Here is a 20,118-nt window from a genome sequence, read left to right as displayed (position 1 = left end):
AACTATGGAACAGCACGAAGTAAGGCAGCTGCTGCAGAAAGTAGCTGCAGGACAGATAGATGTAGAACAAGCTTTGTTAGGACTGAAAATGGCGCCTTTTGAGGAAATTGATATCGCATCGCTGGATCATCACAGAGGGATCCGCCAGGGTGCATCGGAGATTATTTATGGGGCGGGAAAAAGTCCTGAGCAGATTGATAAAATCGCTCATAGTCTTTGGAACAGCGGGCAGAAGACTATCCTCATTACGCGTATGAGTCAAGAAGCTGCAGAATATTTTCAAAGGGATATTCCTTTTACGTATTTTGCGGAAGCAAGAGTTGGACTTGTCGGTCAAAAAATTGCGCCAAAGCACGAAGGCTATATTCTGGTTGCCACAGGGGGCACTAGCGATATTCCAGTTGCAGAGGAAGCTGCGCTGACTGCCGAAATCATGGGTAATCGTGTAGAGCGGCTTTACGATGTAGGGGTTGCGGGTATTCACCGTCTTCTCGCCCATGTAGAAAAAATTATGGGCGCCAGGGTGATTATCGCTATTGCAGGGATGGAAGGAGCCCTTGCTTCTGTCATCGGAGGTCTTGCAGACTGTCCGGTGATTGCGGTACCTACCAGCGTAGGTTATGGCACAGCCCTTGGCGGTGTGACAGCACTTTTGTCCATGCTGAACTCCTGCGCCAGCGGAGTCAGTGTTGTCAATATCGACAATGGCTTTGGCGCTGGATATCAGGCAAATTTGATCAATAATATGGAGAGTGGAAAATAAATGAAGACTTTGTATATAGAGTGTAATATGGGCGCTGCAGGGGATATGCTGATGGCGGCGCTTTTGGAATTGATAGAAGATAAAGAGCAAGTTTTAAAGCAGCTGAACAGCCTTCTGCCGGAGAAGGTGACAGTTGCCTTGGAGCCGTCCGAAAAGTGTGGTGTGACGGGAAGTCATATACGGGTTACTGTTGACGGTATAGAGGAAGGTGTTTGCCACCATGGACATCACGATCATGAACATGTTCACGCTGAACACCACCATCATCACAGCGGGATTGCGGAGATTTACAAACTGATAGAGGCTATGGAGGTTGCTGAAAAAGTAAAGACTGATGCAAAAGCGGTCTATAAACTGATTGCAAGTGCCGAATCGAAGGTGCATGGAAAGACCATGGAGGAAATTCATTTCCACGAGGTGGGAACGCTGGACGCAGTAGCAGATGTAGTTGGAAACTGTCTGCTCATGGAAAAAATCGGAGCACAGCGCATTGTGGTATCGCCGATTCATGTCGGATCCGGCAGCGTAAAATGCGCCCATGGCATACTGCCTGTACCAGCGCCTGCAACAGCGCTGCTTCTTGAGGGACTTCCGATTTACGGCGGAGAAATCAAAGGGGAACTGTGCACGCCGACAGGCGCAGCTCTTTTGAAATATTTTGGAACATCTTTTGAAACTATGCCTGCCATGACCGTAGAAAAAATAGGCTATGGTATGGGCACAAAGGACTTTGAGCAAAGACCAAACTGCGTCAGAGTGCTTTTGGGAGATGATGGTATTGCGGAAGCTGCAGCCAATGAAGTAGTAGAGCTTGCAGCAAACCTTGATGATATGACAGGGGAAGAACTGAGCTTTGCTATGGAAACCCTCTTAAAAGAGGGCGCATTAGATGTGTATTTTGAGCAGATTATCATGAAAAAGTCCCGTCCGGCGGTAAAACTGGTCTGCATGTGTAGACCGGAAGAAAAAGAAAAGTTTGCAGAGCTGATTTTAAAACACACTACCACCATCGGGGTGCGCGCATATGGGCTGGAGCGCTTTACTCTCAAGCGAAGAGTAGAGACAAGACAGACGCCTTGGGGCAAAGTTGATGTGAAGGTTTGCAGCGGCTATGGAGTTACCAGAGAAAAGCCGGAGTTCGCACAGGTAGCGGAAATAGCGGAAGCGCAGGGTCTTTCTATCAGGGATATCAAAGAGAAAATCTAATGAGAAAAATATGTAAAAAATTAATGCAGCTTTTTATCATATTAGTGCTTCTATCTGTGGCGATCTTTGTGATTGCTCGTCTTTGTCCAGGTGATCCGCTTAAAGCCTACTACGGCGACGGGATAGAGCGTATGAGCACCATGCAGCAGGAAGCTGCCAGAGAGCGTCTGGGGCTCAATGATTCCATACTGACTCAGTATTTGCGGTGGGCTGAAAATTTTTTGGATGGCGATTTAGGGCTTTCTTATAAGTACAAACAGCCTGTGCAGGCAGTGATTGGAAATGTGTGGACAAACACCCTGATTCTTGGCGGCGTGTCTTACGGGCTAACCTTTGGATTTGCAATCTTATTGGGCATGTTCTGCGCACGCAGAGAGGGAAGTCTTTCCGACCGGCTCATCTGCAAAATTGGTGTCATTTCAGCCAATGTACCGTCCTTTTTTCTGGCGCTGGTATTGATTCTGCTCTTTGCGGTAACCTTGAAAATTCTGCCAGCAGGAGGCGCTTACTCCCTTGGAAACAGAGAAAATTTGACAGATCGCTTTTTACATCTGATTCTGCCGGTGACAGTTATGGTTTTAGAACATCTGTGGTATTATGCCTATATGGTGAGAAACAAGCTGCTCGCGGAAACCCGCAAGGACTACGTGCTCCTTTGCAAAGCCGAAGGCATTGATGCAAAGACTATTATGAGAAAACATTGCTTACGCAATATTATGCCATCTATGTTTGTCATCATGGCGATTTCCCTGCCTCATATTCTTGGGGGCACTTATGTGGTAGAAATGATTTTCGGATATCCGGGGCTTGGCATGCTCGGTTTTGAAGCTGCTATGTATCAGGATTATAATATGCTGATGGCGCTGACACTTCTGACTGGCGCTATCGTGGTCGTATTTAATATACTGGCGCAAATTCTGAGCGAATGGCTTGATCCGCGCATGGAGTACGAGAAAACATTTCGGGAGGTGAGGGCATGAGTCTTATGAAAAAACTGCCAAAGGCAGCTTTCTGCACGCTTCTTGGGATTATTATCTGCTGCGGGTTGGCAGGCGTGCTATCGCCTTATTCCCCTGAAATGATGGACAGCAGTGCCGCAAGCGTAGCGCCGTGTATAGCCCATCCCTTTGGAACAGACCCCATGGGTAGAGACTTACTGACTCTGATTTTATACGGAGGACGAGCTTCTCTCCTAATCGGACTGATCAGTGGGTTGATTTCCACAGCTATTGCGGTGGTTTACGGGACAGTTAGCGGGCTGGCAGGTGAATGGATTAGTGATTTGCTCATGCGGTTTTCAGAACTTATCATGAGTCTGCCGCAGATTTTACTGATTCTTTTTCTGCAGGCTCTTTGGGGAAAAACCACAGTGCTTTCCCTGGCTGTTATCATCGGACTGACCGGCTGGATGCAAATCGCAAAGGTAGTTCGCAGCGAGGTCAGACAAATCCGGGGAAGTGATTATGTGCTGGCGGTCAAAACCATGGAGGGTGGATTCTGGTATATTTTATGGAGACATTTTTTACCTAATTTTATTTCTTCCATCATGTTCATGGTAGTGACCAATATCGGGCAGGCGATGATTACAGAGTCCACATTGAGCTTTCTGGGACTGGGGCTGCCGCTTACCATGGTGTCATGGGGAAGTCTTTTGTCCATGTCGCAGGAGGCGATGCTTTCCGGGAACTGGTGGATGGTGCTTCTGCCTGGCACGGTGCTCATTGTGACGCTAGTTTGTGTAACTGCGATTGGAGAATCAGTGAGAAAACAAAACAACAAACTTCACAGTAACTTATAGAAGAGGAAAATGAAGATGAAAAGAAAAATATTGACAACGATATTATGTATGATATTGGTAATTATAGTGGGAGTGGCGCTGGCAGGCTGCGGAGATAGCAGTGAAAATGGCAGCACCGCGTCTGCAATGGCGGCTGGTGAAAACACGCTGGTATATGGTAGTCAGGATTATACAGCCATCAATCCGGCACTTTATGAGCATGGCGAGATCAACCTGCTGCTGTTTGCTGGGTTAACTGCGCATGATGCGGAGAATAATGTAGTGCCTGGGCTGGCAAAGACGTGGGAGTTTGATGAGAAAACTCTTACCTATACGTTTCAACTTCGAGAAGGTCTGACCTTTCACGATGGACAGCCGCTGACTTCTGCTGATGTAAAATTTACACTAGATCTGATTCTGGATGAGAATAATCAGTCGGAAATTATTTCCAATTATACAGATATTCAGGAGATAAACTGTCCTGATGATTTGACCGTAGAAATAAAACTGAAACAGATCAATGTGGCATTTCCTGATTACATGACTATCGGCATTCTGCCGAAGCACCTTTTGGAAGAGAGGGATCCGGCAACTGACAGTTTCAATCAGAATCCGGTCGGCGCAGGTCCTTATAAACTGGTTTCTTGGGATCAAGGACAGTCTATTACCATGGAACGGTTTGATCAGTATTACGGTGGAACACCAAAAATTGAACGGGTGATTTTCAAAATTGTTCCAGAGATTGACGCAAGAGCCATGCAGCTTCGCTCTGGAGAAATCGATATGGCAATGATTACGGCGAAGACTTCCGCCAGTGTAGCAAAGGAGAGCGGATATCGGATATATCAGATGAAAACCGCAGACTACAGAGCCATTGCATATAATTTTGCTAAGCCTGTATTTTCGGAAAATCCGGAACTTGCCGGCATTCTCAGTTATGCCATCGACAGAGACGCGATTGTTAAAAGCGTTCTTCTTGGCGAGGGGGAAGCGGCTTATTCACCGCTGCAAAAGGGCGCTTACAATAATGAAGAGATGGAGCGTTTCGACTATAATCCAAAGAAAGCAGAAACGCTTTTACAAGAAGCCGGCTGGACAAAAGGAGAAAGCGGCTATTATGAGAAAGATGGAGAAGAACTGGGATTTGTCATTTCAGCCATGGCGGATGATTCAGTGCGAGTTGATATGGCGAAAATGTGTGCAGCACAGCTTCGGTCAATCGGAATTAATGCAACAGCTGAGGCGAAAGCTTCTTTAGACTGGGCAAATCAGGACTGCTGTATCATCGGCTGGGGAAGTCCTTTTGATCCGGATGACCACACCTATAAAATCTTCTCTACCGGTGCTGGCGATAATTACACCGCTTATGGAAATACGGCAGTTGACAGGATTCTTGAAAAAGCAAGACATACAGAAGATGACAGCGCAAGAAAAGAGCTTTATATGGAATTTCAGGAGGAACTGACAAAGGCTATGCCGTACAGCTTCATCGCTTACGTGGATGCCTCCTATGCAGTACGTGAGAATGTAAAGGGAATCACAGAAAATACAGTGCTGGGTCATCACGGCGTAGGTGTGTTCTGGAATATAGCGGAGTGGGAAATTCAGTAAAACTATGGACAGTATTTTAAAAATAGAGAACTTCAAATTGTCCTTTCACGGTGCAGGCGGGAAAGTGGAGGCGGTAAAGGGGATTGATTTTGAAATTTTTCCCGGAGAAAAGGTGGCTCTGGTTGGTGAGTCGGGCTGCGGCAAAACGGCAACCTGTCGTGCAGTTATGATGCTGCATAGCCGTCATGCAGAAGTGGACAGCGGACATATTTATCTTTGCGGGCGAGATGTGACGCATATGACTGAGGCGGAATTGACAGATGTGCGCGGTCGCAGCGCCGCTATGGTCTTTCAAGACCCCATGTCTTCTCTGGATCCGGTGTTTTCCGTGGGCAGTCAGATTATGGAGCCGATTTTACGTCACGAGAAAATCAGCAAAAGCAAAGCGAAAGCGAGGGCGATTTCCCTGCTGAGGCGGGTGGGAATTGAGGATGCAGAAGTGCGTTTTCATCAGTATCCCCATCATTTTTCCGGCGGGATGCGTCAGCGAGTTGCTATTGCCATTGCCCTTGCTTGTAATCCGAAGCTGCTCATCTGTGATGAGCCGACGACGGCGCTGGATATAGATACCCAGGGGCAGATCATCAAGCTGCTGCGAGAAGTTAGCAGTGAGGCAGGCTGCAGCATACTTTTTGTGACCCATGATTTGGGACTGGCAAAGGAGATGGCGGATCGAATTATCGTCATGAAGGACGGTGTTATTGTGGAGAACTCTAAGACTGGGGCGATTTTTGAAAATCCGCAGCATGGGTATACGAAGCAGCTTCTGCACTATGCGCAGTATGGAAAGAGCGGCAGTCACTTTCATGGAAGAGTTAGAGAAGAAGCGTCTTTTGCGGCGGTGGATTCAGAGCCGCTAGTGAAAATTTGCGGACTTTCTCAATATTTTTCCCTTGGAAAAAAACGTGTACACAAGGTCTTTGAAGATTTTTCTCTTACCATTGAAAAAGGGGAAATCGTCGGCATTGTAGGACCTTCCGGCTGCGGAAAATCGACTCTTGCAAGATGTCTTGCGGGGATTCAAAAGCCGTCAGCCGGTACGATTACTTTTGCGCCGGATTGTAAAAAACAAATGATTTTTCAAGATAGTGCGTCGGCTTTTAATCCGCGTATGAGTCTTTTTCAGATTATTGCAGAGCCGCTGCAGATTTCCAGCAGAAAAAAGGAAGGGAAAGCGCTGGGCAGGGCGGAAGTGAAAGAGCAGGTAAAGGAGATGATGGAACTGGTTGGACTTTCTCCGGAACTTGCAGAAAGGCATCCCTACCATGTTTCCGGTGGACAGAGGCAGCGTGCGGCTATCGCAAGGGCACTGATTACAGATCCGGATTTTCTCATCGCAGACGAACCTATTACCTCTCTTGACGTTTCTCTGCAGGCACAGATTATTCATCTGCTCAAAGAGTTGTGCGAAAAGCGAAATCTGACGATGCTGATTATCGCCCACGATCTTCCTATGGTGGAACATATCAGCGATAGGATTGTAGCCCTATAAAAGATAAAAAATATTATAAAGGTACTATTGGTTTTTATTAACAGGGTAGGCTTTGACTTTTTCATCAAAAAAAGTACAATATAACGTAAAGTAATTTTTGAAAAGGAGATTTATTACAATTGAAAAAAATTCTTTGGATACTTTATTCTACAAGTGTTATCGTTACTATTTCAATTATGTATAAAATTTTTAATCAATTATTCTTATCATTTTTACTGTTTATCTGCGCAATCATTTTAGCTTATTTTATAGAAAAAATTCAAAAAAATAAAGTAATTAACCAAAAGGGCGCTATAAACTTTTTATGGGCTTGACCTTTGTTGGAGTCTAAAATTAATGGGGGTTTTTAGAAAAAAAGCAGGTATAGAATCAAGCTGAATCATATAGGCTTGACTCTATACCTTTTCTTTTGCGGAATCATTTTAATATAGATTTAACAAATGAGCATAGAATTTAACTGTTAAGTTGGAATTCAAAGAATACAGAATTCTTCTTCTGAATTTGTCAAAATTCTTGTATCCATTAGCATTTCTTTTAAGTAGTTTAATTCTGGAATTTACGGATTCTATCGGACCGTTTGATATGCGCCTGCCATCGTATGTGTCAAAACTGTTTATGATTTCCTGACGCCATTTTTTAATACTTCTGCCGATTGTATTAAATTCAGGAATATTGAATGTATACAAATCTTCCAGGAGACAATCCAGCTTTTATGGAGCATTTTCAGAAGTTGCATACTGATATTTTGTATGGAGAAAAGATACATTGCGATAAACCGTAATGGTTTTCCAGGGAGGAATATCGACGTAATCTTTGTTCAGAAGCCAATGAAATTTCTTAAGAAGGTAATAATATTTGTCAGAAGAGGTAGGGTATGCTTTCATCACACGAATACGCACCTGATTGAAAGCACGAGTTACAAGATTCACCACATGGAAACTGTCTGCACAAAGTTTAGCATTTAGAGAGTAGATAGAGCATATATCTCTATCCCACATGTCCATCGATATATAGCGCACCTTCATACGAGTGTAGCGGTCAATATGAGAGAAATGTTCTGCCAGATGAAATTTTTTCTGTCCGACAGCAGGTTGTAAGTTTGTCGAGTCATAAAACCTACCAAGACACAGGCATATACTTTTTGTTGATCTTTCACGGCGTAGATTTCATCAATACAAAAAATTTGAGAAAAAGGGCTTCTCTTGATTCCAACGTGAGTATCGAAGATATGAAGCGCCATCGTAGTAGAAATCCCTGCGATTTTTGCAGTCATGTCAAAGGTAACTCTTGGTTTTTCTAAAGCTTTCATCACTCTAAGAGTGACAAGGTTTGAAAGTCTTCTTCCGGGAGCGACAAAGGGATTTGTTTCCGAAAATCCTTTTTCGCAATTAGAGCAGACATGCCTTCTTTTGTTGTATATTAAAGTGGTGTGCTTTTCCTTTAGGATAGGATGTTCGATTGTGCGTAGCTTGTAATCATGAATTCTGGAAGTAGAACTTTTGCAAGTTGGACATGAAACTTCCTTGCAGCGAAGTGTGATGAAGGTGAAAGATTCTTCGTTAACAGAGATAATTTCAATATCGGAGATATCCTTTTCTTCAAAATTGAAAAGGCTTATGATAGAATAGTCCCCTCATTAAGTTTAGAGCGTTTTTAATTTGCCCCCACCAAGCTGAAAGGCGTGTCTGCATCCCTAAAAAATTTATAGAGCTAAATTTTTTAGCTAGTCGGAAGTGTTTTCTGACTGGTGTTTTTATGCAGTCTGCAGATATAACTGATGTTTTTCCATTGGGCTTAAAACCCCCAAGTTTCTCTGCAAATACTTGTTGTTGTAATAATTAATGTAGTTTTCTATCATTCCAACCAGGCTCTCTCTATTAGTAAATCTTCTTACATAGTACCGTTCACGTTTTCAAACACCACAGAAGCCTTCCATTGGACCATTATCAATACACTTCGCTACTTTGGACTGTTTTGCTCCGTTTCTGTACGCTTTTTCTCTGTTCTTAAAAGCCGGTTTTCTACACGAAGCTTCTCCAGTTTACGGATTTACGACGACCGCGACCATCACGAAGTCCTTCTATGCGATGCTCTTCATATTTGATGATATAGCTGTGGGCCTGCTGATAGGATAATTTTGTACTTTTCAGTGGTTTGTGCATAATTTCACTCGTGCGCAATACAATCCTGTGCGATTTCAATGCGTCCGTCAAATGTTGTTTTTGGTCCTTTTGCCATGATGGCAAAGCCTCCTGTTCCAGTTACCCTTAGAATCTCACCACCATTATACATCTTTATCCACTTTTGGAGTTTACTTTTTGAACGAATCTCATATTTTTTGCAGATTTCATCCTGTGAACCTTTCCCATCTAGATAGCACTTTACGGCTGTAATTTTCTCTTCTGCTGATATTTTTCTAGACATACTAATGCTTCTTTTCAGATAACAAGTTTTTACTTTTTTACTTGTCTACCTAGAAGGGAAGTATATCAAAGGAAATGAGACGGTCCCTTTCTCGCATTAGGAAAACCCCCATACTGTTTGTTTTTGCATGGGGGTTCGTTCCTGAACGATGGTATAAAATGTTAATTTAATGGCATTGAGATTAGGCTAGAGGGATATTCTTCCGATATCACTTTATTTGCCTTTGATGCCAACTCTTTTTTCTTTTCAGACAGAACTATAAAAAATATTTTTTTGTGCTTATTTGTAAATTCTGTTTGCCTGATTGGACCACTGGGTGTAGTATTTCTTTCCGTCAATAGTGCGGACACCGCGAATTCTGTAATAATAGCGAGTTCCTTTTTGTAGACTCTTGGTATTTTTGTAAGTACGTATTGAGCCGTTTGCAGTTTTGAAAAAAGGTGTATTGCTGTATGTATTGGATTTCGTTGCTCTATAAACCTCAAAATAGTCCACCTTATAGCCAAAAGACTTAGTCCAACTGATTCGGATAAATCCTTTGCCACGATCAGATTTTGCTGTGATAGTGGTTGCATTAACCCCTGTAATCAGTTTGGTGTTAGGGTCAACAGGCGCTTTGTAAATTCTGTTTGCCTGATTGGACCACTGGGTGTAGTATTTCTTTCCGTCAATAGTGCGGACACCGCGAATTCTGTAATAATAGCGAGTTCCGTCTTTTAAATCTTTGGTATTTTTGTAAGTTGTAATGGTTCCTGAGCTGGTTGTATAAAATGGCGTACTATCGTAGCTATTTGCAGTGGTGCTCCTGTAAACTTCATAATAGTCGATATTGCATCCAGTGGACTTTGTCCAGTTCAACCGAATGAAGCCGTCTTCTAATGTGGAGCTCACTTTGATGGTGGTATTCTCCACTTCGGAAGATGCCGCAGTTACTTTTATATTGACCTGTCTGGTTGCTTTTTTGTAGTTGTTGGTTTCCGCGCAGGTTACGGTAATGACCGCTGTACCGGTGCCTCCTTTTAGGGAAACTTTACCTGTATTGCTGACTGTAGCGATGGAAGTATCACTGGATTTGTAGGTCAGCTTTCCATCGCTGTCGCACTTGGTGTTGATGGTGAAATCATCTCTGTCAGTGGTCCGGTTATAGGTGGTGTATCCGGTAAACTTTGGAGTCGCTTTTTTGATTTTAAAGGTCTTGGTTAAGGTGCCGTGATAATTTCTTTTTCCTGTAATTTTCGCTGTTGCTGTGCCTGCGTTCTTGTTGTTGGAATAGGAAACGGAGTAATCACAGGTTTTAAGCGTAGTGCCTTTGTACTGAACTTTTACAGTTGGCTTTTTTGCGCTGCCGCTGTAGGTTACATCGGCAATACTGCCGACAGTGCCGCCGTCTGCAATATCGGTGGTAGTAATGGTAAATGGAACCATTTTTACGTTGGAATACTTGCCGATACCTTCAATGCGTGCATAAGCAGTGCCAGCCAATACGTTTTTGATGTAATTGACTTTATAGTCGACTCCTTTCGTCAATTTTGTGCCGTTGTAGGTAACGGAGACTGAAGGGTATTTTCTGTATTTTGTATATTCGTAGGACGTTTTTCCGAGAGAAACGGAAGCGTTTTTTATGGATTTCGTGCCAGATTTTGTTTCTTCGGCATTATTATCATAGTACCAGAAGTTGCAGTCCACCCGACCGCTGATACCGGTGATGCTTCCGCTGGAAGTGTACTGCCAGTATTCGTAAGGTCTTTCGTAGCTATTGTCAGTTGAGTACTGTGCCAGCCATACTTTGAATTTATTGTCAATTAGATTCATGTTTATTTTGTTGCTGCTGGGACTTCCGTAGGGGGAGGTGATGGCGCGATAAGAGTAAAACATGGACTCATAGTCGGAGTTCTTTTTTATGTAGTTTAGAAAAGCAAGGGAGTTGGTCGCAGCCTTGTCCTTTCTGGTGGAAGAGGACCAGCTGTTATATGCACTGGTGAGTCTGCTGCCAGAAGGCATCTCAAAGTCATAAGCAACTGGTAAATCCAATTCTCTGCCGTCCAGCACATCCAGCACATACTTGGCTTCCTTCTGTGCTTCTGTCGGGGAAGTTGCTGTGGAATAGTAGTATACGCCGACCATGATATCGTTGGCACGGGCTTCTTTATAGTTGTATTCAAAATATGAGTCAGTGTTAGTGCGGTGAGGTGAGGCAAGATAAGAAAAACCGACACGAATGTAGGCGTAGTCGATACCTTGTCTTTTCACCTTGGCCCAGTCAATCTGCTGCTGATACTCGGATACATCAATGCCGTCGATGACCAGGGTGTTTCCGAATTTGGAAGCATGGGAATAACCGCCGGAATCCACAACGGCGCTGCTGGCAGAGGCGACTATGCAGGTGGCAAAGAGAGCGGCAATGGATAAAACCGCAGTTAATAGTAGTTTTTTTGTATTCATTTCATCTCTCCTAAAATTATAATTTTACTATGCCCTTCTATCTTAACAAATTTGTCCGAATTTGTCGACAGCATGAGTAGAATTTTCACATAGACTTCTTGAAAACTTCATGAAAATGGTTTATTATCAAGATATTATGTTGGGTTATGTTACCATAGAGAAAAATGAATTGAAGGTGCGGGATTATACCCTGTACCAGGGCTATTACTGCGGTATCTGTAAATCCATAGCCAGAAGAATTGGCCAGATTCCAAGGCTTGGGCTCAGCTATGACGCAGTATTTCTTGCACTGGTTTTGGCGGGCTTTGAAGATACAAAAGATACGCTGAAACTGGAGCATTGTATCACTCACCCCATAGAGAAAAAACCTGTGATTTACGATAATGCTGCTATTGACTATGGAGCGGACGTTATGGTAATTTTAACGTATCATAAATTTTTAGACGACTGGAAAGACGAAAAAAGTGTTGCAGGCTTTGCGGGAAAAACCGCTTTGCGCCATGCCTACAAGAAACTAGAAAAGCGTTATCAGAACCTTTGTACAAACGTTGAGAAAGCACTGACAAAGCTATCTTTGTTGGAGGAGGGAAAGTCAACCTCTGTAGACCAGACCGCGGAGACTTTTTCTGATTTGATGGAAGTGCTATTTACCGGATTTTGGGAGAGCAGTTCTCTATCCGCGAAAGAAGAGAAGCAGACCAGAGTGCTTGCCCAGCTGGGTCGTGCGCTGGGGCGGTGGATTTATATCATAGATGCATTGGATGACTATGAAAAGGATATGGAAAAAGGCTGCTATAATCCTCTGATTTACAGAAAAAATCACCTTGAGGGCATGGACACTTTGCTATATCAATGTCTGGGGGAAATTGCGATGACATATGACTTACTGGAACTAAAGCAAAATACAGAGATTGTCGAAAATATTATTTTTATGGGACTGCGCGCACGCACAGACCAGATTCTTAGAGAAAGGATAGATACAGATGAGCAATCCATATGAAGTACTGGGCGTTTCACAGAACGCTTCAGATGAAGAAATCAAAGCGGCGTATAAAGCGCTTGTAAAAAAATATCATCCGGATAAATATCAGAACAATCCCCTTGCAGATTTAGCAGAAGAGAAGCTGCAGGAGATAAATGAGGCGTATGATGTGCTGATGAAGGGAAGAGCCGGCGGCGGCTCTGGTAGCTGGTCCGGCACATGGGCTTCAGATTCTGGCAGGGGGTATGCAGGTGGCTCAAATAGCCGTGCTTCTGGCAGCAGTGATTATTATGCAGTTCGCCAGGCCATTGACCGAGGTGATTTTATAGGAGCGGAACAAATGCTGATTCATGCACCTATGCGAGATGCTGAGTGGTTTTTCTTAAGTGGAGTGCTATCTTATCGGAAAGGCTGGATTGATGATGGAATCAGCAATCTGCGCCAGGCTATTGATATGGATCCAAATAATTTTGAATATCAGAGAGTTTATCAGCAGATGATAGCGCAGGGAAGTATGTATAAAAACCGTTCTGACGGGCAGGGATATAATCGAAGTGATGACTGCTGCGCAAATTGCTGCACATTTTATTGCCTTACGTCCTGGTGCTCACCTTGCTGGTAAAAAATGGAATTTTATTAAGACTTAAGAGAAATTTTACAGGGCTTATTTTCCGGTATTTTTAGCCATTTGTAAGGGGAAGAATCTAAATTGCAGAACTTTGAGGATCTCACCCCAAGAGACTGGTAGACAGTATAATTGTGTGCTATGATGAAGTCACCAATTTAGCAGACGAGAAAATGGCGCCAATCTATAATCGTCTCAACCAAATTGAAGAGCGTCTTGTTAGAATATAAACCTAAAAAGCTGACTTGCTGAAGAAGGCGCCTTGCGGCATACCTTTCCGGCAGATCAGCTTTTTCGTTTATTAGGCGATTAAATAATATGAATATAATCTTTCAGTTCTTTTTCCATCTCAACACGGTGGTGTGCAGTGTAAATACCAGGAATGCCACCGGTATGCAGCATGATGACATTTTCGCCATGCGCGATTGTGCCTTTTTTTATCATATCCAAAATGCCTGCAAAGGTTTTTCCTGTATAGCAAGGATCTAAGATTACGGCTTCTTTGCGCCCCATGTAATAAATGGCTTCGCGCACTTCCTTAACCGGGTTATTGTAAGCACCGCAGTCGTATTCAGTCGTGATATCAAAATCAGATTTGTTCATTTCCTTTGGCAGATTGAAAAGAGTTTTCATACGATCATAGTAATCAGCCGCCATGGCGTAGATATCTTTCTTTGGAGAAATGCTGATACCAGTTAGCCGAAGGGGCAATCCTTCGTTTTTGATGGCACAGGCAAGACCCATGTAAGTACCCATGCTACCTACAGTAGAAATCAGACGAACGTCAGAAAGCTGCATTTCTTCTACCTGTGCAGCCAGCTCTAAAGCACAGTCATAGTAACCTAACGCACCGATTTCGTTAGAGCCGCCAACCGGAATAAAGTAGACTTTTTCACCCTTTGCCTCCCACTCTTCTGTCACTTTTTTAACTGTTGCTGCCTCAAGCTCGTCTGCGGTATGTACGCCGTCGTCCTGCACCAGATAAACAGGACAGCCCATGATACCGTCAAGAAGAAGATTAGCTGATATTTCGCCTGGATAAGGGTCAACGGCTACGATGGCAGCTTTAAGACCGTATTTTGCAGCGACAGCAGCAGTTAGTCTGCCGTGATTGGTCTGTGCGCCGCCGACGGTCAGCAGCATAGTCGCATCCTGGTCCAATGCATTTTTTACCAGATATTCCAGCTTACGTAGCTTATTGCCGCCGGTACCGAAATTGGTCAAATCGTCTCTTTTCAGATAAAAATTGACGCCTAGTTCTTTTGAAATATTTTCGAGATAGGTTATCGGGGTTGGTGAATTGAGAAAATGTAATTTCTCACGTCCTAAAGTCATATAAAATCCTCCTGTTCATTTACTGAAAGATATTGTACCACATATTTGAAAGAAAAAACAGGGGGGAAAAGCTTGTATATTTATGAATTATCTAGTATAATAATGAGAATCGAGCAACAGTGTGTATAAGAAGTGAAGGAGGAATACAATATGGCAAGCTTATGGGGTGGCAGATTTGAAAAGGAAATGGATGAAATTGTAAAGGTGTTCAATGCATCTATCGGATTTGATCAAAGAATGTATAACGAAGATATAGACGGCAGTATTGCGCATGTAACAATGCTTGCGGCGCAGGGGATTGTCACAAAAGAAGAGAGTGGGAAAATTATCGAAGGTCTTGAAACCATACGTGAAAAAATTAGAAGCGGTGAAATTACATTTAACGTAGAAGATGAAGATATTCATATGGGAATTGAAAGCCGGCTGATTGCTGAGATTGGCGATGTGGGTAAGAAACTGCACACAGCTAGAAGCAGAAATGACCAGTGCCAAGTCGATGGCAGAATGTATCTAAAGAAAGAAATTGGAGAGATTCTGGACAGACTCTATTATCTGGAAGAAGTAATTTTGGAAAAAGCTGAGAAATATGCGGATTGTTTGACCGTGGGATTTACCCATATTCAGCATGCGCAGCCAATTACCTTAGGATTTGTGTTCATGGCGTATTTCCAGATGTTTAAAAGAGATATCGAAAGGCTTCATGATACTTACCACAGAATGAACTTATGTCCTTTAGGAGCAGGTGCTCTTGCAGGGACGACTCTTCCCATTGACAGGCATAAAACCGCGAAGCTTTTGGGTTTTGCAGCGCCAACAGAAAATGCCATGGACAGTGTCAGCGATCGGGACTACAGTATTGAATTTTTAAGCGATGCGTCCATTTCCATGATGCATCTATCCAGATGGGCGGAAGAGTTTGTGTGGTGGAACTCTCAGGAGTTCAGTTTTATTGATATCGATGACAGTTACTGTACAGGCAGCAGCATTATGCCGCAGAAAAAGAACCCGGATATGGCGGAACTGCTTCGCGGAAAAGTGGGCAGAGTCTATGGAGATTTGATGCAGCTTCTGACCGTGATGAAGGGGACGCCTCTTGCCTATAACAAGGATTTTCAGGAGGATAAGGAAAGCCTCTTTGACGCGGTAGACACATGGAAGGCCAGCATTACCATCTTTGCTAATATGCTGGAAAAGACGGAGTTCAGATTGGATCAGATTGAGGCGCAGATGGCAAAGGGATTCCTAAACGCTACCGATATTGCGGAGCATTTTGTTAAGCAAAACATTCCATTCAGAGAAGCACACGAAATTGTTGGGCGCATGGTGAAAGTCTGTGAGGTTAATGGTTGTCAGCTTGAGGATTTAACCGATGAACAGCTCAGCGAAATCGACGGCAGAATTTCGAAGAAATCCCTTGGCGATATCAGTATTAAGGCCTGCGTCGACGCCAGAATTTCTTTTGGTGGGACAGCGCCGTCAGAGGTCAGAAGACAGATTGCAGCGGGAAGGGCATTCCTTGAAAGTTTAAAATAAGTAGTAATAGATAAAAAAAGGTTTAAAAGAACGAGAATTTGGGAAATCTCGTTCTTTTGCACGTTTTGAGAGAGGATTACAACAGATATAGTTTTATAATGCGGTCAATATAATCGGCATTCAGACTGCCGTCAGCTTGATCAAAGGTAATAATCAGATTATCCCAAAGGTTAATGCCTGCATTGTGGTAGTCCTGCAGCTTAAAAAATATCTTGCGCACATATTCTTCATCGTCGATTTTTCCAAAATGTTCCCAGAGGAATATTTTTTTATCGTGGGGACGCTCTATGAGAAAATCAGGATAATATTTAAAACCGTTTACTGTGTATTCAACCTCATATTTGAAACGAAATTGGTAAGAGGTCAGTATGGAAGCAATAAGTGTTTCGGATTTAGAGCGGTAATAGACACCCTGATAAAGATGTTTTTTATCCTGCTTCCAGCCAGTATTCTGCTCAGCGGCAAAGTTGTGCCAGTCGTTCTCAAGAGGGATAATTGGCTGGTAAGTATTTAACAATTTTTTTAACAGGGGAATATCAATTTGTAGAGAGCGAAGTTGCTGCAGGAGTGCTTTTTTACTTTTGTATTGCTGGTATAATTCAGGGCTGTTTTTCAAACTGACAAGTGCAGTGCCGGTATCTATGTAATAGTATTCTTTCCCTTGCTGCTTTTCTTTACTAGATTTCCCATAGGAAGGTCAGATAATTGATTTTTGCAGTATTGTTGCTGTCTTTTTAAAAAATCAAGTTGTGCGGTAGCTGTATCGACGAAATTCATTTTTGAATCATCTCCTTTCATGTGCAGGTATGTCGTGTAATTGTCTTCCAGTTTTCAGCTTTTTAGAAGAAGGTTTTCAAAAGTACCCAAAAAGGTTTCTTTTTGCGAATGAAATCGGGATTTTGAAAACCGATTGGAGAAAATCTGAAAACTGGTAAAAAACGGTTTCAAACTGGAACGGACATACCGTAATTTAATCCGATTATACCATGAATAAAATGTAAAATGCAATAAAAATTTACAAAAAATAGAAATTGATATAAAAAATAGAATTAAATTGCCGGAATCCTCAAAACCATTTCTTCTTTCGAAAGAAAATCAAAAGACCTACGACCAGTCCTAATGATAGAGAAACCACAAAAGGGTAGCCATAGGACCACTGATATTCGGGCAGAGAGAAGTTCATACCGTACCAAGCAGCAATCAGGGAAAGAGGAAGGAAAATTGACGTGACTACAGTGAAAACTTTCATGATGTTATTCTGCTCAATATCGATTTGGGACTGATAGGCCTCCCGCACCGATTCCAAATAAGTCTGCAGATGAAAGGTGAACTCCAAAAGACGGTCAAATTTTTTGTCAATATAGGCAAAGCTGGAATCTACCGCACATAGCGCATCTGTGAGAAATTCCATCTGTTCATAATAGCGCTTAACCTTGATTAAATCCTTGCGGACTTTGACGATGTCGGAAATGCCATCCTTTCCTGGTGTGCTATCCATGAGCAGCTTATCCTCAAGGGAAATGATCAGGTTTTCCAGAGATTCCAGCTTGTGTACATCGCTTGCAGTCATTTCCAGCAGAAATTCGTGAAGCTGCAAAACTCCGTCAAAAGGGGTATCTATGTTTTGTGCAAATTCACAAATTGCAGTGCTGTCGCTGGCAATGAGCAGATGATTTTTGTCCGCGAAGATGGTGACCTTCTTTCCATCCATCCAGTAGAAGGTCAGAAAATATGTCCGTTCTGAAAGTACTGTAAAAAAACTGCGGCTATCATCTAAACGGCGGATGATGTCATCATTCACATATTCTTTTAACGTTGAGACATCCTTTTCTTCTAAAATTTTAATCATCGTGCACCTCTTTCAGTATAAAAGACGGCAGAGTTTAGAATCTGCCGTCAATAGTATGTGCAACTTTTCTTTATTTATAAATTCTTGCGACTCTGTGTCCCAGCGTGCCGTACAAAAATTCAAAGGTATTTTCACAGAATTGTTCCATCTCCCACGTTGTAATCTGCTCATCGCCATCGCGTCCCACCATGATTACTTTATCCCCGATCTCACAAGGAATACCTGTTACATCGATAAAAGCTTGATCCATACAGCAGCCGAGGAATCGTGTGCGGCGGCCATTTACCAGGACAGGTCCTTGTTTTCTCATCCAGCCAGGATAAAATCCATCGGCGAATCCTACTGAAAGTGTAGCAATTTTCATCGGTTCGCTGGCAATGAATGCGCGGCTGTAACCTACACTGTCGCCCGTATCAATCTGGTGTACGTTGGTGATATAGGTGCCGATTTCTACAGGTTCTGTAAGTCCTAGAGGCTCTCTGCCGTCTTCCATGGCCATGTGCCCTAGAATCGAAGTGCATGAACGGACATGGGTGCTGTAGTCTATGGCTTCTCTGTACCATGAAGTAGCAGCTGAATTGCAGCAATGCACGTACTGCAGAGAAAAGCCAGCCGCCTTTATTTGGGAAACGCCTTCCTGAAAGCGTGCAAACTGTTCCAACGTGAAGGGATCATAATAATCGGCAGTCGAAGATACAAAGTGGGTATAAGCGCCGACTACTTCAATGTTGTCAAAAGATTTTACCAAATTCAAAAGATTTTCCAAATTTTGACCAGGTTTTACGCCGAGCCGATTCATGCCGGTGTTAATTTTGATATGGACTTTGGTCTTTTTTCTTGCTTCGCCAGAAAGAGCATTGAGCCGGCGGGCAGTGACTTCTTCAAAGAGCGGAATCTGCAGGTCGTATTCGACTGCACCGTGGAGAAGATGCTGTGGGATGCCGCCAACGATGAGAATCTCGCAGGAAAGACCTGCATGTCTGAGCTCTACAGACTCGTGCATCGCTGAGTTTGCAATCAGTTTAGCACCGCAGCGCTCTACAAAAAGTTTTGCCATAGGTACAAGACCAAAACCGTAGCAGTTGCCTTTGACGACAGGGATAATATCCGTATCAGGACCGATGTGTTTTTTTACAATCTTATAATTGTTCACAACAGTGTCCATATCTACTTTAAAGTAGGAGTTATAGTAGTTGTTTTCCATAAGGATGCCTCCTTATTCGTTCAGATGCAGATAATTGATATGGGAAACGGTAATATTGTCTGCTTTGCGACAGCGCTGCCCCAGAATGCGAACCTTTCCCAAGGCAAATAAACATGCGTCCTTGTATGGCATCTTTTCGTCAATCTCAAACTTTCGCCACTGCGCTTTTTCAAAACCGGTCAGAAGGAATGAAGTCTTGGGGCAGAGATGTACGATGCAGTCTGCCGGAAGCGTTTCATCCAGTTTTCTCAAGAACGGAACAGTGAAGTTTTCTGTGATTTGCTTTGCAAATTTTGGACCGAGTATATTCAGACTTCCCGGGGAATCGGTATAGTAGATGATGCGGCAGCCGGCATCGTAAGCCGCCAGCGCAAAATCTACAAGTCCATCAGAAACTTTCGTGAAGAACTGATCCATGATTTCCGGCTTTTTTCGCCAGCCCATAAGTATTTTCATTAGATCACTGACGCCGTTGATGATGGTAACTGGTCCGTGAAGCTCCACCGTTGCATTGCCGCCGGCTTCATTGATCGCTTTGACTGCTTTCAGGGTTTCGCTGATTCGTCTGCTGGTAATGTCCATAGGAGAAAGGTTTGCAAGCTCATCGATTTTTGTGACAATATCGGTGTCCTTGCGGGGGCCCAGTGGGGAATCGTCAAACTTAATTTTTGCGCCCATGCTTTCAGCCTCAAGAACTGGGTCAAAGGGCAGCACTGCATTTTCGCCTGCCAGGGTGGCGATTGCTTCTGCGCTAAAATATGCCTCAGGAAGAAAAAGTCCCTTTGCTGCAGCTTCTTCCTTTGACATGCCGCTGTACTCTGCGTATTTACAGCTGTAATCGATTAGTTTTGCCATTGCTTGTTACCTCCTTTATA

At 43.2% G+C, this 20,118-nt stretch carries 18 protein-coding genes; 9 read left to right on the top strand and 9 right to left on the bottom strand.

Annotated features, from left to right (window positions below):
• Positions 1-4 precede the first annotated feature (4 nt).
• The 6 genes from larB to D1155_RS01420 are packed head-to-tail and all read left to right on the top strand — an operon-like array spanning position 5 to position 6,849.
• Positions 5-763: a nickel pincer cofactor biosynthesis protein LarB gene (gene larB, locus D1155_RS01445; protein ID WP_160200630.1), complete on the top strand. Its 759-nt coding sequence runs from the start codon at positions 5-7 to the stop codon at positions 761-763.
• Positions 764-1,969, top strand: coding sequence for a nickel pincer cofactor biosynthesis protein LarC (larC, locus tag D1155_RS01440; RefSeq protein ID WP_160200629.1), 1,206 nt, complete (start codon positions 764-766; stop codon positions 1,967-1,969).
• Positions 1,969-2,949 carry an ABC transporter permease gene (locus tag D1155_RS01435; protein WP_160200628.1) on the top strand — a complete coding sequence of 327 codons (981 nt, stop codon included), beginning with the start codon at positions 1,969-1,971 and terminating at the stop codon, positions 2,947-2,949. The genes larC and D1155_RS01435 overlap by 1 nt, the downstream gene beginning before the upstream one ends.
• Positions 2,946-3,767, top strand: a complete 822-nt coding sequence (locus tag D1155_RS01430) for an ABC transporter permease (protein ID WP_160200627.1) — start codon at positions 2,946-2,948, stop codon at positions 3,765-3,767. Before D1155_RS01435 ends, D1155_RS01430 begins: the two co-directional genes overlap by 4 nt.
• Positions 3,768-3,782: 15 nt before the next feature.
• A complete protein-coding gene (locus tag D1155_RS01425) occupies positions 3,783-5,357 on the top strand; it encodes an ABC transporter substrate-binding protein (protein ID WP_306770904.1) in 1,575 nt (524 codons plus the stop codon).
• A 4-nt stretch (positions 5,358-5,361) separates the two neighbouring features.
• Entirely contained in the window at positions 5,362-6,849 is a 1,488-nt protein-coding gene (locus D1155_RS01420; RefSeq protein WP_160200625.1) for an ABC transporter ATP-binding protein, read from the top strand.
• Positions 6,850-7,870: 1,021 nt separating this feature from the next.
• Here D1155_RS01420 and D1155_RS15705 read toward each other — a convergent pair.
• The 4 genes from D1155_RS15705 to D1155_RS01385 form a co-directional block, all read right to left on the bottom strand.
• The gene (locus D1155_RS15705; RefSeq protein WP_243150975.1) at positions 7,871-8,158 is read right to left on the bottom strand and encodes a hypothetical protein; all 288 of its coding nucleotides are present in this window, start codon (positions 8,156-8,158) and stop codon (positions 7,871-7,873) included.
• A 712-nt stretch (positions 8,159-8,870) separates the two neighbouring features.
• Positions 8,871-9,011 carry a hypothetical protein gene (locus D1155_RS01395; RefSeq protein WP_160200623.1) on the bottom strand — a complete coding sequence of 47 codons (141 nt, stop codon included), beginning with the start codon at positions 9,009-9,011 and terminating at the stop codon, positions 8,871-8,873.
• Between the two features lie 4 nt (positions 9,012-9,015).
• On the bottom strand, positions 9,016-9,273 hold the full coding sequence (locus D1155_RS01390; protein WP_160200622.1) for a helix-turn-helix domain-containing protein: 258 nt from the start codon (positions 9,271-9,273) through the stop codon (positions 9,016-9,018).
• 279 nt (positions 9,274-9,552) lie between these two features.
• Positions 9,553-11,715 carry a GH25 family lysozyme gene (locus D1155_RS01385; RefSeq protein WP_160200621.1) on the bottom strand — a complete coding sequence of 721 codons (2,163 nt, stop codon included), beginning with the start codon at positions 11,713-11,715 and terminating at the stop codon, positions 9,553-9,555.
• 115 nt (positions 11,716-11,830) lie between these two features.
• Between D1155_RS01385 and D1155_RS01380 the strand changes: the two genes are divergently transcribed.
• Both D1155_RS01380 and D1155_RS01375 read left to right on the top strand, forming a co-directional pair.
• A complete protein-coding gene (locus D1155_RS01380; protein WP_160200620.1) occupies positions 11,831-12,715 on the top strand; it encodes a DUF5685 family protein in 885 nt (294 codons plus the stop codon).
• On the top strand, positions 12,699-13,319 hold the full coding sequence (locus tag D1155_RS01375; protein WP_160200619.1) for a J domain-containing protein: 621 nt from the start codon (positions 12,699-12,701) through the stop codon (positions 13,317-13,319). The genes D1155_RS01380 and D1155_RS01375 overlap by 17 nt, the downstream gene beginning before the upstream one ends.
• A 312-nt stretch (positions 13,320-13,631) precedes the next feature.
• Here the strand turns inward: D1155_RS01375 and D1155_RS01370 are convergent, their stop codons facing one another.
• Positions 13,632-14,657, bottom strand: a complete 1,026-nt coding sequence (locus D1155_RS01370; protein ID WP_160200618.1) for a pyridoxal-phosphate dependent enzyme — start codon at positions 14,655-14,657, stop codon at positions 13,632-13,634.
• Positions 14,658-14,807: 150 nt separating this feature from the next.
• On the opposite strand from D1155_RS01370, the gene argH reads away from it, so the two are divergent.
• Entirely contained in the window at positions 14,808-16,190 is a 1,383-nt protein-coding gene (gene argH, locus D1155_RS01365; protein WP_160200617.1) for an argininosuccinate lyase, read from the top strand.
• A 76-nt stretch (positions 16,191-16,266) separates the two neighbouring features.
• Here the strand turns inward: argH and D1155_RS01360 are convergent, their stop codons facing one another.
• From D1155_RS01360 to D1155_RS01345, 4 genes are all read right to left on the bottom strand, one after another.
• A complete protein-coding gene (locus tag D1155_RS01360; protein WP_160200616.1) occupies positions 16,267-16,806 on the bottom strand; it encodes a hypothetical protein in 540 nt (179 codons plus the stop codon).
• Positions 16,807-17,256: 450 nt separating this feature from the next.
• Positions 17,257-18,039, bottom strand: a complete 783-nt coding sequence (locus D1155_RS01355) for a CorA family divalent cation transporter (protein ID WP_160200615.1) — start codon at positions 18,037-18,039, stop codon at positions 17,257-17,259.
• A 70-nt stretch (positions 18,040-18,109) separates the two neighbouring features.
• Positions 18,110-19,243, bottom strand: coding sequence for an alanine racemase (gene alr, locus D1155_RS01350; RefSeq protein WP_160200614.1), 1,134 nt, complete (start codon positions 19,241-19,243; stop codon positions 18,110-18,112).
• 12 nt (positions 19,244-19,255) lie between these two features.
• On the bottom strand, positions 19,256-20,098 hold the full coding sequence (locus tag D1155_RS01345; protein ID WP_160200613.1) for a uroporphyrinogen decarboxylase family protein: 843 nt from the start codon (positions 20,096-20,098) through the stop codon (positions 19,256-19,258).
• Positions 20,099-20,118 lie beyond the last annotated feature (20 nt).

Origin of the sequence: Anaerotruncus sp. 80, assembly GCF_009936115.1 — a bacterium.
GTDB classification, from domain to species: Bacteria; Bacillota; Clostridia; order Peptostreptococcales; family Anaerovoracaceae; genus Senimuribacter; species Senimuribacter intestinalis.
Note: the sequence above shows the minus strand (reverse complement) of the source record. Positions and strands in the feature narration are given on the sequence as shown.

What these genes read in the sequence shown, in the direction of transcription:
- D1155_RS15705 (WP_243150975.1), bottom strand. Translation starts at nt 8,158, where the DNA reads ATGAAAGCTTTAGAAAAACCAAGAGTTACCTTTGACATGACTGCAAAA.
- D1155_RS01420 (WP_160200625.1), top strand. Translation starts at nt 5,362, where the DNA reads ATGGACAGTATTTTAAAAATAGAGAACTTCAAATTGTCCTTTCACGGT.
- D1155_RS01375 (WP_160200619.1), top strand. Translation starts at nt 12,699, where the DNA reads ATGAGCAATCCATATGAAGTACTGGGCGTTTCACAGAACGCTTCAGAT.
- D1155_RS01345 (WP_160200613.1), bottom strand. Translation starts at nt 20,098, where the DNA reads ATGGCAAAACTAATCGATTACAGCTGTAAATACGCAGAGTACAGCGGC.
- larC (WP_160200629.1), top strand. Translation starts at nt 764, where the DNA reads ATGAAGACTTTGTATATAGAGTGTAATATGGGCGCTGCAGGGGATATG.
- D1155_RS01355 (WP_160200615.1), bottom strand. Translation starts at nt 18,039, where the DNA reads ATGATTAAAATTTTAGAAGAAAAGGATGTCTCAACGTTAAAAGAATAT.
- D1155_RS01390 (WP_160200622.1), bottom strand. Translation starts at nt 9,273, where the DNA reads ATGTCTAGAAAAATATCAGCAGAAGAGAAAATTACAGCCGTAAAGTGC.
- argH (WP_160200617.1), top strand. Translation starts at nt 14,808, where the DNA reads ATGGCAAGCTTATGGGGTGGCAGATTTGAAAAGGAAATGGATGAAATT.
- larB (WP_160200630.1), top strand. Translation starts at nt 5, where the DNA reads ATGGAACAGCACGAAGTAAGGCAGCTGCTGCAGAAAGTAGCTGCAGGA.
- D1155_RS01395 (WP_160200623.1), bottom strand. Translation starts at nt 9,011, where the DNA reads ATGCACAAACCACTGAAAAGTACAAAATTATCCTATCAGCAGGCCCAC.
- alr (WP_160200614.1), bottom strand. Translation starts at nt 19,243, where the DNA reads ATGGAAAACAACTACTATAACTCCTACTTTAAAGTAGATATGGACACT.
- D1155_RS01425 (WP_306770904.1), top strand. Translation starts at nt 3,783, where the DNA reads ATGAAAAGAAAAATATTGACAACGATATTATGTATGATATTGGTAATT.
- D1155_RS01385 (WP_160200621.1), bottom strand. Translation starts at nt 11,715, where the DNA reads ATGAATACAAAAAAACTACTATTAACTGCGGTTTTATCCATTGCCGCT.
- D1155_RS01380 (WP_160200620.1), top strand. Translation starts at nt 11,831, where the DNA reads ATGGTTTATTATCAAGATATTATGTTGGGTTATGTTACCATAGAGAAA.
- D1155_RS01430 (WP_160200627.1), top strand. Translation starts at nt 2,946, where the DNA reads ATGAGTCTTATGAAAAAACTGCCAAAGGCAGCTTTCTGCACGCTTCTT.
- D1155_RS01370 (WP_160200618.1), bottom strand. Translation starts at nt 14,657, where the DNA reads ATGACTTTAGGACGTGAGAAATTACATTTTCTCAATTCACCAACCCCG.
- D1155_RS01435 (WP_160200628.1), top strand. Translation starts at nt 1,969, where the DNA reads ATGAGAAAAATATGTAAAAAATTAATGCAGCTTTTTATCATATTAGTG.